Here is a 12,363-nt window from a genome sequence, read left to right as displayed (position 1 = left end):
GGTAGCTAATAGGGTGGATACGTGATCATGCATTCCCTCTACGACTGGTTCAGTCGGCACCGCTTCGCCGTAGACTTCGTTTTGATGTCGGTACTGGGACTCATGGCCTTGCCCTTCAGTATTGCCGACGGCGGATACAGCCGAACTGCTCAAGAAATGCTGGTGGCGGGACTCTTCGCCGCGGCGTTGATTTTCCCCTTGGCGTGGCGGCGTACACGCACAGTTATGGCGGGTTCCATCATTGCCGGCGTTGCCATCGTGCAGTGGGGGCTGAATGTGGAGCCCATGGCGGCCAATATTTCTGTGCCGCTCATTGTCTACGCGCTGGCGGCGTTTGGCCCACGCTGGGCATCGCTGAGCGGGCTGGGATTGGCCATGCTGGGCTCCATCATGCTGGTGACTCGCTACTTTTACGAGCTCACCATGGTCACCTTGGCCGATCTGCCCTACACCATGGTCTTGATTCTCATGGTCTGGGTTCTGGTCCTTTTCAGCTGGACAGCCGGTGATCTGACTCGCACTAAACGGCTCCGCGAGCAAGCCCTCTCCGAGCGCGCCCACCGGCTGGAAATTGAGGCCCAGCACGAACGTGATCTCGCCGCCAGTGATGAGCGCGCCCACATTGCTCGGGAGATGCACGACATTGTGGCGCACTCCCTCTCCGTCATCATCACCCAGGCCGACGGCGCCCGCTACGCCGCAGCGGCCACCCCTGAAATCGCGCCGCAAACACTGGCTACGATTGCCGCCACGGGCCGCTCGTCCCTACAGGAAATGCGCCGCCTGCTAGGCGTTTTGCGCGGCGGCGACGAGGCCTCCACCCGGCCCCTCCCCGGCCTCGCGGACCTAGATGAACTGCTGTTGGGCACCCGTGCAACGGGCCTTCCTGTGGAGTTCACGGTCACGGGAACGGCCCGCCGCCAACTCCCACCGGGTGCGGAACTGACCGCCTACCGCACGGTCCAAGAGGGCCTCACCAACGTCATGAAGCACGCCGGCCCCAACGTCCAATCCACCGTCCACCTCGCCTGGAACGCGCGCGGCCTAGACATCACCGTGCGCGACGACGGCCACGGCGCCACCGCCGCCCTCTCCACCAACCCCGTCCCGGTGCTGCCCACAAAGTCCCCAACGATTCCCACCCAGATAAGGAACGACGTCGTTCCTCACCGCAGCGGACGGCCCACCACCGGGTCCCTCAAGACTGTGCCAACCAAACCCACGCTGCCTCCTTCCGGGGCTTCGGCCGCAACGTCAGCAGACTCAGTAGGCTCCACATCCGGCGGCTCAGCCGGCGGTAATGGGCTGCGCGGCATGGCCGAGCGCGTGAAACTCTACGACGGTCAGCTTTCTGCCGGACCGCTGCCTGGTGGCGGTTTCGGCATCAACGCATTCATCCCCTACACGGAGCAATAATCATGACGTCCCTCTCCCCCATCCGAGTGGCCCTTGTTGACGACCAGCAGCTGGTGCGTTCCGGCTTTGGCATGCTCATCAATTCCCAGCCTGATCTGAGCGTGGTGCTGCAGGCTGGCAATGGCATCGAGGCACTGGCCGGGCTCTCGGCAACAGCGGCCGATGTGGTCCTCATGGACGTGCGCATGCCCGGCATGGACGGGCTCGAGACCACGCGCCGGCTCATGGACCGCACCAAGGCGGCACCGGCAGGATCATGGTTGTCGGAGTTGAAGATCGTGGTGCTGACTACGTTTGACCTCGATGAATATGCTTTGGCAGCGATTCAGGCAGGGGCCAGCGGCTTCTTGCTAAAGGACGCGCCCCCAGAAGAACTACTCGGCGCAATCCGCACAGTTTTCGCCGGCGACGCCGTCATTGCCCCGTCCACCACGCGCCGGCTGCTGGATCACGTGGCGCCCATGCTCTCAGCTCCGAGTGCAGCGAATGATGCCCATGCCGAGGCCGTGTCCCGGCTCACGGCGCGCGAACATGAAGTGTTTGTGCTGATTGCCAACGGGCTCTCCAACCCGGAAATTGCCGCCCAGCTCTTCGTTTCTGAGGCGACCGTCAAAACCCATGTGGGGCACATCTTGGCCAAGCTCAACGCCCGCGATCGGGTTCAGGTTGTGGTCATCGCTTATGAGACCGGAATCGTCTCCCCAGGCTGACTTACGACCCGCCCCTCCCCGACCCGCCCCGGCCCTTTCATGACGCTATCGCAGCAATGGTGTGTTTTTCGGCGACGCTATCTCACTTGAGAGGGATAGCGTCGCCGAAATTGCAACCATTGCTGCGATAGCGTTGGAAACGGGAGCTTCTTCGCATTGACGGTTCCAGGCCGCTGTCGCACTTGAAAGCGCAGAATCAGCCCTTGACGGCACCTGCGGTGAGACCTTGAACGATGAATTTGCTGGCGAAGGCGAAGATCACCAGGGTCGGGATGACGGTCAGGACTGCGGCTGCGGACATGGAGCCCCAATCGATGTTGAAGCTGGAGATGAACCCGGCCAGCGCCGTCGGAATGGTCTTGTTCTCGTCGCTGTTCATCAGTGTCACGGACAGGAAAAGTTCATTCCAGCAGTTGACGAAATTGAAGATGAAGCTGGCGGCGATTCCCGGCATCATGACGGGTACTAAGACGCGGAAGAGTGCACTCAGACGAGAGCAGCCGTCAATCATTGCGGCCTCCTCCAACGCATCGGGCACGTTCTCGAAGAAGCCGCGGAGCATGATGGTGCAAAAGGGGATGCAAATGGCGATATAGACCAGGATCAAGCCTGTTTTTGAATCGACCAGATCGAAGTTGCTCATCATCATGTACAACGGACCCAGCGCAATGAAGCCCGGGATCATCTGGGTGAGCAGGAACGCCGCCATAACGGCGCCGCGGCCGGCAAATTGGAAACGCGCCAAGACGTAGGCAGAGAGCAGCGAGATGAGTGTTGCCACGGTGGCGGCGACCGTGGCAACCACCAGGCTGTTGATCATGTACCGGCCGAAGTCGGACTTCGTGAACAGGCCAATGTAGTTCTCGAAGGAAATCTCACTGGGCCAGTATTTCAGCGGCAGCTCATAAATGGCCCCGGGCGCCTTGAGCGAGGTGATGACGATCCAGTAGAGCGGGAAAACGGTCACGATCAAGCAAATGGCCAGAAAAACGATCTTGAAGGTGCGGCCCCAGGTACTCTGTTTGTCAATCATCGGTTGGCCTTTCGGGGACGCATCGCCATCAGATAGAAAACGGCGAACAACAGCAGGGTGAAGACCACTATGAGTCCCAGCGCTGAGGCCTGGCCATAGTCACCTTCCTGCGTAATCTTGATCATGTAGGTGGTGATGATGTGGGTCTGGTCGGCGGGTCCACCACCGGTCATAGCCCAAATAACGTCGGGGAAGTTGAAGATCCAAATCACGCGCAGCAAGATCGTCAAGCCCAGCGTGACGGCAATGGCAGGCAGCGTAATGCTGAACAGGGTACGTACTTTGCCGGCTCCGTCAATGGCGGCGGCCTCATACATCTCATCCGAGACGGATTGCAGGGCGGCCAAAATCATGATGGCAAAGAAGGTAACCCCGTACCAAATGTTGGCGATAATGATGGCCGTCATGGCAAAGCCGGGCTCAGCCAACCACGGGATGGGAGTGTCGATCAACCCAGCCTTCATCAGCAGATCGTTCACCACACCGAATTCGGCGTTGAACATCCAGCGGAAGAGCATGCCAATGAGAAAGCCTGACACGGCCCAGGGGAAGAAAATTAATGCTTGGTAGCCACTGCGGAATTTGAACCTGCGTTTCAGGAACAACGCCAGCGCGAAGCCGATGACAACCTGGGGCACCAGCGAGCCAACCACCCAGACCACCGTGTTGCGCACTATGGTGCCAAACTCCGGGTTCTCAAAGAGGGTGCGGAAGTTGCCCCAGCCGATCCAGGACGTGTCCGAAAGATCGTTCAGGTTCCAGTTCCGGAATGCCATCTGTGATCCAGAAATCATAGGGTAGTACGTGAAGATTGCCACGAAGATCGCTGCCGGCGCCATGAATCCCGCCAGGGTCCACGCGGTCCGTGCGTTGAAGCGCTTCTTGTGTCTGTAGTCCTTGGGTAGCTCCGGTGGCGCGCTCACCGTTTCCGATGTGCGCGCCACTTTCTGCTGTGATTCAAAAGCCACGGTGGATTATCCCGCCATCTTTTCAACCCAGTAGCTATCCCAGCTGGTGAGTAGCTCCTGAGTAGTCATCTTGCCGGTCAGGACCCGCTGCAGTTCGCCGTCGGACTTCTTGATCCATTCGGTCCACCAAGCCACACCGCGCGGCTGGACAGCCGAGATGTACGTTTCAGGGTTCTCGGTCATGGTTACGTATGCGGCCCAAGGACCAGTGCTATAGAACGGGTCATCTGCGGCCGACGTCAGGATCGGAACCAGGCTGTTTTCCTTGCTGAAGGTGGTGGCCGGTTCACCCTGGGCCAGGTACTTGATCAGCTTCACGGCTTCGGGCTTGTGCTCGCTGCTCTCCGCGATTCCCCATCCAGCCGATGCCACAGGCTGAATGGCCTTGCCGGTGGGACCAACTAGTAGCGGGGCAACGTTCCACGGGTCTTCCTTGACCGAGGTTGATTCCTTAATGGTGGCAATAACCTCGGGGTCCTGAAGCAGGAAAGCGGTAGAACCATTGCTGAAGCCCTGCACCATTTCGGGGTATCCCCAGGCAACAGACGACGGCGGCGAGCCCTTCTTGAACAGCTCAAGGTAATCGTCCATGGCCGTCTGCGCCTCGGGGGCGGAGAAGATGGTCTTGCCATTGGTCAGCAGGAACGCGTTTTCCTTGTCGATCTGATCCGCGGTGTAGGCCTCGATGACGGCCACGGCGTTTGAGTTGGCGTTAGGGCCGCCGCGGAAGGCGTAGCCGAACTTGTTAGCTGAGGGATCATTGAGTTTCTCTGCCTGGGTCAGTAGCTCACCCCAGCTCTTCGGCGGGCCGTCGAAACCGGCATCCTTGACCAGATCTGTGCGGTAGAACAGCGACAGCCCGTAGAAACCATAGGGGATGTAGTAGGTCTTGCCGTCTTGCTTGGAGTAGTTGACGGCGTTGTCGGTCAGATCCTCCCAGCCTTCCCAGCCATCCAAATCTCCGGTCATGTCGTAGAGCCACTTGTTGGCACCGAACGAGCCAACTGTGATGTCTCGTGCTTCCACAACGTCGATGCCTTTGCCAGACTGGAGCATCTGCTGGATTTTCTGATCTGCGGAATCCGTGGGCGGGGAGATGAGATCAACCTTGATATTCGGATTCTCTTTTTCAAATCCGGCAAGGAGGTTCTTGATGGTGTCAGTGCGGGTGGGGTTGGTAAGGCTTTCCACCATCTTCAGCGTGACTTGGCCGTCCGCGGAGTCGTCACCAGCGCCTCCGCCACAGCCGGAGAGTGCCAGCACGGCGGCAACACCCAGTGCGGTTATGGTCGTGAGTTTCGATTTCATTATTGACCTTTCAAGTGGTGTAGGGCAGAAATTTTTTGTTCAGAGAAGAATCTGGGTCACATATCAGCTCATCGCTGCTGAGCAAGCCTGACCAGCCAGGGAACGGCTCGTTCGGCAAAAGCTTCGTAGTCAGCCGCGGTGTTGTAGAGGTGAGTGGAGAGTCTGAGATAACCTGCTCCACGAAACGTTGTGATGGCCGTTTCAAAGTCCAGTTCCGAGGAAATGAGTCCTCGTACCAGGTGGGAGTCTTCGTGCGTGGTGGCCAACCCTTGGGGCAGCCGGATCAAACGCAGCGGGTCAACCGGCATGCCGACATCCACCGATGCGTCTTGTCCTGTCGAAGCAGAGAAGGCCTGCTGCACTATGTGCTGGCCGTAGTCGCCCAGCGATGCTGCGTACTCGCGGTAGTTGTCCCAGCCGAACCGCTCCTCGATCGAGTCAAACGCAGTCTTAGCTGCCATCCAGGATGTGATGTCTTGGGTGCCTACATGGTCAAAGCTCTCCGGAAACGTGTAGGGGAAACCCCAAGAGTCAATCAACGGTGTCAGGTAGCGCCGCAACGGCCCGCGGGCCACCAGCGCGGCCGTACCTCGGGGTGCGCAGCCGAACTTGTGAAGATTGCCAACCCAGAGCCCTTCAAAATCGGGGACAGGGTTTGCCAGCACACCCGGGGCGTGGGCGCCGTCAACGAGCACCGGCACCCCCAGCTTTTCGGCGGCCGCGGCAATCTGGACAACGGGGAAACTGCGCGCCGTGGCGGAGGTGATCTGATCAATGACAATCAATGCCGTGCGTTCGTTGACTTCAGCCATGACGAGCTCAACTACCAGCGCCGCGTCAGCGTCGAGTGGCACCGAGGCTATACGGACTTTGCCATTGTGCTTGCGGGCAATACGCTGCGCACCCTCGAGCACCGCACCATAGGTGTGGTCTGTGGTGACGATTTCGGCGCCGTCAGCAAACGGCAAGGAGTTATAGACCGCGGTGATACCGGCACTGGCATTGATCACCATGGCCATGTCCGCGGGTGCCACCTTCAAGAATTCCGCGATCCCCACCCGCACTCCGGCCACCACGTCCGCTTGACCCATAAACCATGGGCAGGGGTTCAAATCCATCTCAGCTTTGAGCCGTAGCTGTTGCTGCTGCGCCGCGATCGGAACTGCACCGTAGGAACCATGGTTGAGGTGGACTTTACTCGCAGTCATGGACCAGTCCGACATTGCTGGAGCACCCTCAGGGGTGAGCATGACCGGTGGCGCTTTGAGGGCGTTCGGGGCAGAGATTGACACGTCTAACCTTCTGTTGAATCTATATGAATTACATGTAAGCTACCTCACGCTCACGACAAAGACAAGACCTTACTGCCGATATTCATAGGATGACTTTGCGCTGTTATCGGACTGAAATGTACTTTCAGCCGAAAATTACTCGAATCTGTCCGATGACTTTCTGAACACCTATGATGAATTTAGTCGTCGGCGACAGCGCCCGCGCTTAAACTAAGGAGCTCAACTGTGAGCGCAGTGGAAACAGCCATGCAGGGGCTGCGGGCCAAGATCGCCTCCGGTGAGTTGGCCCCTGGTCAAAAATGTCCCCCTGAAGGAGAACTTGCGGCACAGCTGGGTGTCTCCAGGAGCTCATTACGTGAAGCGATCAGAGCGATGTCAGCCCTGGGCGTCATGGAGGCCAGACATGGTTCCGGTACCTACGTCTCCTCGCTGGAACCCGCGGAGATACTTAAAGGTTTTGCCCTGTTGGTGGATCTCTTCCCCTTTGACAGCGTTCTGGAACTCTTTGAAATACGCCGTGCCCTCGAATCACACGCGGCAGCAGGAGCCGCGGCAAAGTGCACGCCTGAACTCCTTGCCGAATTGGATGAGCTGACCTCCAAAATGGAAGCCACTGAGGATTCCGGAGATATTTCTGATCTGGATGCGCGCTTCCACGAAGCCATCTGCACCGCGGGCGGAAATTCCACCTTGACCGGCCTCATGGGCTTGTTCCGTTCCCGAGGACGCCACTTCAACATCTTCGACAGTGTTGAAGGCGCTACCGTGCGCGAGGTCAGCAACAGGGGCCACCGCGATATCCTTGAGGCCATCCGCAATAGGGACCCGGCCTCAGCTGCAACGGCCACTGCTGCCCACATTGCCCAAAGCGAGTTTTGGCTCAAGAAGTTCCGGCCCGCGCCTCAAATCGACATCGGCTGAGCTAGCCGATCTCGATTAGCCGATGAGGCGATAGAAACGGAACACGGAAAAGTCTTCGATAGGCAACTGCTCCACGGCGCTAAAACCAGCATCTTTGGCATACTGCTCAAGGATGGCGGGCCGCATAAGAGTTCCTGTCCCCGCTGAGCCTGGACTCGAGAGACTGTCGGGCAGACATATGAGCAGGCTGTAGCCGTACATGAGCCGCTCAAGATCGTCCCCCGGCGGATCAAATTTATCTGCGATGGCCTCATCCATCACCACCACGACGCCGTCGGGCTTGACCATGCGCCGGATCGATGCCAAGACCCGGACGGGGAACGGCATGTCATGCAAGGCCTCGAAAATGAACACGGCATCTGCGCTGCCTGGAAGCTGCCAACCGGCAGCATCGGCGTGTTCGAAACTTACCCGTTGGTTGAGCCCATATTCAGCCGCCAGAATGCGAGCGTTCGCAATGGAGGGCTGATCAATGTCAAAGCCCACCACAGTGGCGGTGGGATAAGCCTGGGCCAGAGCCAACGTGGAGAATCCGTAACCGGCACCAAGATCAACTACGCGCGCTCCATCGCGGGAGAGAACGTCATGAATTTCTGGCACTGATGCTAAGGCTGCGGCGAGCCTCGTTTCAAACCACAGTTTGTTGCCGCGAGCTTGGGAGTCTCTGACCGCGTCCCCCATGGTGGACCAAGAGACGCCGCCACCATGCCGATAGGCGTGTTCCAGCTCGCTAAGGTGCTCCACTCCGGCCATGAGCATTCTGATCATTGGCACAAGGTTTTCCAGCGATCCTTGGTCCACCAGAACGGCCTCCGCCCCCTCGGGTAAATTGAAGCGCCATTCGTTCGCAGTGTTGCAGTTGGCCCTCAAGATCCCCGAAGTGGCTTGCTGCTCCAACCACTCTCGCGCATAACGAGGATCAGTATCGGTTCGCTGGGCCAACTCCTGCGCGGTAAGCCCGTCACTGTCAGACTTGGCCAAGGCCGCATACCATCCCAACCGCTCCCCCAACGCCATGCTGACCATGTCAATGAAGCCCTCGGTTGCGGCAATAACTTTGCCGGAAAACTCTTCCACACCCCCTGAGGTGCTAGCTGAAGTGCTTGCTGAGGTGCTTGCTGGAGTCGGCTCCGCTGCGTTCATCTGCTCATTCTCCTCCCCAGACCTCCTCTAGGGAATGCTGCCTGAATCGCAATTTCCTGCCTGACTCCAAACGTTCTCCCACCACGGTAGGAGGGCCCGTCGTCGAACATTGCACGGATCTCCACCCACAAGCCGATCCGCGCCGCTCCACCCGAAATTAGGCTGAAGCCATGACCATCACAACACAGCACAATCAACGCACATTGGCGGTTCAGGCCCGCGGTTTGCGCAAAACCTACGGCAAGGGCGATACCGAGGTGACCGCGCTCAAGGGCGTGGACTTGGAGTTCCCGGCCGGCCAATTCACCGCCATCATGGGACCCTCAGGTTCCGGGAAATCTACGCTCATGCACTGCTTGGCAGGCCTCGATTCGGTCACCAGCGGCACCATCCACCTGGGCGACACCGAGTTGACCGGCCTCAACGACAAGGATTTAACACAACTGCGCCGCGACCGGATCGGCTTCGTCTTCCAGGCCTTCAACCTAGTCCCTACACTCACGGCCGAAGCCAACATCACCCTCCCCGTGGCCTTGGCCGGCGGTACCGTGGATAAAGAATGGTTCACGTTCGTCACCAAGACGCTGGGCCTGGTAGACCGCCTGAAGCACAAGCCGCACGAGCTCTCCGGCGGCCAGCAGCAACGCGTCGCCGTGGCCCGCGCCCTCCTCACCCGCCCCGATGTGATCTTCGGCGACGAGCCCACCGGCAACCTCGATTCTCGCTCCGGCGCGGAAGTGCTCGGCATGTTGCGCCGCTCCTCCCGCGACATGGGCCAGTCCATCATCATGGTCACCCACGACCCGGTAGCCGCCTCCTACGCCGACCGCGTGGTCCTCATGAACGACGGCGCCTTGGTGGGCGAACTTGAGAATCCCACCGCCGAATCCGTGCTGGCATCGCTGGCCTCTTTGGGGGTCTAGGCCATGTTGCACGTTGCCCTGAGCCAGCTCAAAACTCACTCCAGACGGTTCATAGCCATCACCTTAGCGGTGCTATTGGCCGTCGCCTTCCTCTCCGCCACCCTGATGGTCAACGCCTCCACGCAAGCATCACTTAAGGCCAGCATCGGGCAGGCCTACGCCTCGGCTGACCTGGTTGTCTCCCCCATAGGCTACGATCCACTCACGACGGCGGCCGCGGCTTCCGTGGCTGGATCACCTCTCGTCGTGGAATCCTATGCGCAGCGTTCCTTGTATGTTCAGACCGATCTGGGCAGCGCCTCCGTTGCCGCGTTCATCCGCAATATGCCGGCCTTCCCGTCCTTGGAGCCGGTCAAGCTAGTCTCCGGCGCATGGCCTTCAACCGCCCAAGAAGTGGTGGTTGACGCCAAAACTGCCGAGCGTAATTCCCTCGTTGTGGGTAGCAAAACCACACTCACCGGGCAGCCTGTCGCGGACACAGCCAGCCCGACAGGCTGGGGCGATGCGCCGAAACTCAGCGCCACCGTCTCCGGCATCATGGCCGCCTCCACTGACCCGCTGTCTTCAGGCATGGCGCAATTTGTCGGCATCCCCGCGGCCGTTGATTCGCTCAGCGCCCCGGACGCCGGTTTCAGCACCATCTCGGTAAACCTCAAGCCCGGTATTTCCCTTGCTACGGCACAGGCGGCTCTGGCTACCGCTCTTGATCAGCCGGTGACCACTGTATTGACCCCTGATGAGAAGACCACCGCCGATGTCGCCAAGTTCACCGGCGGAACTGACCAGCTGACCATTGTGCTGCTGGCGTTTGCCGCTGTGGCTTTACTCGTTGCGGCTCTGGTTGTTTCCAACACCTTCTCGGTTCTTGTGGCCCAACGAACGCGCGAACTGGCCCTGCTGCGCTGCATTGGGGCCAGCCGCAAACAAATCCGCAGCTCCGTCATCGTGGAAGCTCTGATCGTTGGCTTTATTGCCTCCATAGTGGGTGTGCTGGTGGCGACGGGAACCATGGCATTGGTTTTGACCCTACTGCGCCAAAATCCCGACTTCAGCTTCGCCACGTTGGCGGTGCCGCCGTCGGCCATCATTGCTGGAATCCTGATCGGTACCCTGCTGACGGTGCTGGCAGCCCTGGTCCCGGCGCGCGCCGCAACAGCTGTGGCTCCGCTGGCCGCGCTGCGTCCCGCGGACGATGCCACCGTGCACACCACCGGCGGGCGGGTGCGCCTGATCATTGGCGTTGTGCTCGTGCTGGCAGGCGGCGTGGGATTGATTGTTGGAGGGATCTCCGCGAATCTGCTGCTGGCACTTCCTTCGGGGGCTGCCTCATTTGTTGGCTTCCTGATGGCCGCCACGCTGTTCGTGCCCAAGCTGGTTTCATTCGCCGGAACGTTGGCGCGTCCAGCAGGTGTGCCGGGCAAGATGGCGGCTGCGAATGCCGTCCGCAATCCGCGCCGCACCACCGCGACCGCCTCCGCCCTGCTCATTGGCGTCACGCTCGTGACCATGATGATGACCGGCGCCGCCACAGCACGGCACGCCTTCGACGCTGAACTCGACGGGGTCTACCCGGTGGATATCACGGCGCAGTCGTACGCCGATGAGGGCACTATTACAGATTCCCAGGTGGCCACGGCGGAAGCGCTTCCGGGAGTTGAGCACATTGCCCGGCTCCAGTTGGTGGGGTTGGTGAACGTGGGCGATACTCAGATAACTGCTTACGGGATATCCGATGCCGATGCATCCGCGGTTCTGGCCAACCCTGCGAACCGACCAACTCCGACGTCGGCCGTGTTGCCCAAGGGCCTGATCCCCACGGACACCTCTAGCACCTCAGCCAGCCTCGTTGCGGGTACGCAGACGACGAACCTCACGGGAACCGCGGCAACCACCGACGGCACTTATGCGCTCGTGTCCTTGGACGCGTTCGGGCCCGTGGCTGCCGATGATCCCCTGCGTATGCAGCAACCTCATCCGTTGTGGATCAAGGTGGATCCATCCTTGGGCTCCACCGAGTTGTTGGATCTGCGCACGTCCCTCGCCACGACTTTGGGGCTCGAGGAGTATCAAGTCTCCGGAGCTGTGCTGGAAAAGGTCACGTTTGGCCAGGTCATCGACATGTTGCTGCTGGTGGTCACCGGGCTGCTGGCCGTGGCCGTTTTCATTGCACTGATCGGCGTGGCCAATACCCTGTCCTTGTCAGTAATGGAACGGACCCGTGAAAACTCGCTACTGCGGGCTCTGGGACTGACCCGTGGACAGCTTCGCGGCATGCTGGCGCTAGAAGCGGTCCTGATCGCGGGGGTGGCGGCCATCATCGGATCGGTTCTCGGCACCGTTTATGGCTGGGCGGGCGCGCAATCTGCGCTGGGGTCCTTCGCCTCCGTCACCGCAGTTATTCCGTGGGGTCAGATTCTGGCCGTGGTTGGAGTTGCCGCTGTGGCCGGGCTCCTCGCCTCCGTAGTGCCAGCGCGCCGCGCGGCGAAACTCTCCCCCGTTGCAGGGCTGACCATGGAGTAACGGCTGCGGCCCGGTTGTTGGTGGAACCGGGACCGGGACCGGATTCGGACCTGGATTCGGACCTGAATTCGGGACCGGGACCGGATTCGGACGGCGCTTGCGGGAAAAGACGGTCGTCTACAACCGTCT

At 60.1% G+C, this 12,363-nt stretch carries 10 protein-coding genes; 5 read left to right on the top strand and 5 right to left on the bottom strand.

Annotated elements, in window-relative coordinates:
* Positions 1-27 precede the first annotated feature (27 nt).
* Complete coding sequence (locus ACX80D_RS14635; protein WP_459323637.1) at positions 28-1,416, top strand: sensor histidine kinase; 1,389 nt, start codon at positions 28-30, stop codon at positions 1,414-1,416.
* A 2-nt stretch (positions 1,417-1,418) separates the two neighbouring features.
* On the top strand, positions 1,419-2,126 hold the full coding sequence (locus ACX80D_RS14630; RefSeq protein ID WP_459323602.1) for a response regulator: 708 nt from the start codon (positions 1,419-1,421) through the stop codon (positions 2,124-2,126).
* Positions 2,127-2,322: 196 nt separating this feature from the next.
* Here ACX80D_RS14630 and ACX80D_RS14625 read toward each other — a convergent pair whose 3' ends face one another.
* From ACX80D_RS14625 to ACX80D_RS14610, 4 genes are all read right to left on the bottom strand, one after another.
* The gene (locus ACX80D_RS14625) at positions 2,323-3,159 is read right to left on the bottom strand and encodes a carbohydrate ABC transporter permease (protein WP_459323601.1); all 837 of its coding nucleotides are present in this window, start codon (positions 3,157-3,159) and stop codon (positions 2,323-2,325) included.
* Positions 3,156-4,127, bottom strand: coding sequence for a carbohydrate ABC transporter permease (locus tag ACX80D_RS14620; RefSeq protein ID WP_459323600.1), 972 nt, complete (start codon positions 4,125-4,127; stop codon positions 3,156-3,158). Before ACX80D_RS14620 ends, ACX80D_RS14625 begins: the two co-directional genes overlap by 4 nt.
* A 6-nt stretch (positions 4,128-4,133) precedes the next feature.
* A complete protein-coding gene (locus ACX80D_RS14615; protein WP_459323599.1) occupies positions 4,134-5,435 on the bottom strand; it encodes an ABC transporter substrate-binding protein in 1,302 nt (433 codons plus the stop codon).
* 68 nt (positions 5,436-5,503) lie between these two features.
* A complete protein-coding gene (locus ACX80D_RS14610; protein WP_459323598.1) occupies positions 5,504-6,727 on the bottom strand; it encodes an aminotransferase class V-fold PLP-dependent enzyme in 1,224 nt (407 codons plus the stop codon).
* Positions 6,728-6,952: 225 nt separating this feature from the next.
* Here ACX80D_RS14610 and ACX80D_RS14605 point away from each other — a divergent pair, with 225 nt between their 5' ends.
* Positions 6,953-7,648, top strand: coding sequence for a FadR/GntR family transcriptional regulator (locus ACX80D_RS14605; RefSeq protein WP_459323597.1), 696 nt, complete (start codon positions 6,953-6,955; stop codon positions 7,646-7,648).
* Positions 7,649-7,663: 15 nt separating this feature from the next.
* On the opposite strand, the gene ACX80D_RS14600 is transcribed toward ACX80D_RS14605, so the two are convergent.
* Positions 7,664-8,791: a class I SAM-dependent methyltransferase gene (locus ACX80D_RS14600; protein ID WP_459323596.1), complete on the bottom strand. Its 1,128-nt coding sequence runs from the start codon at positions 8,789-8,791 to the stop codon at positions 7,664-7,666.
* A gap of 170 nt (positions 8,792-8,961) precedes the next feature.
* On the opposite strand from ACX80D_RS14600, the gene ACX80D_RS14595 reads away from it, so the two are divergent.
* Together ACX80D_RS14595 and ACX80D_RS14590 are read left to right on the top strand one after the other, a co-directional pair.
* Positions 8,962-9,714 (top strand): ABC transporter ATP-binding protein, encoded by a 753-nt coding sequence (locus ACX80D_RS14595; RefSeq protein WP_459323595.1) that lies wholly within the window; start codon positions 8,962-8,964, stop codon positions 9,712-9,714.
* 3 nt (positions 9,715-9,717) lie between these two features.
* A complete protein-coding gene (locus ACX80D_RS14590; RefSeq protein ID WP_459323594.1) occupies positions 9,718-12,234 on the top strand; it encodes an ABC transporter permease in 2,517 nt (838 codons plus the stop codon).
* Positions 12,235-12,363 lie beyond the last annotated feature (129 nt).

The organism is Arthrobacter sp. Sr24 (genome assembly GCF_054511175.1).
Note: the sequence above shows the minus strand (reverse complement) of the source record. Positions and strands in the feature narration are given on the sequence as shown.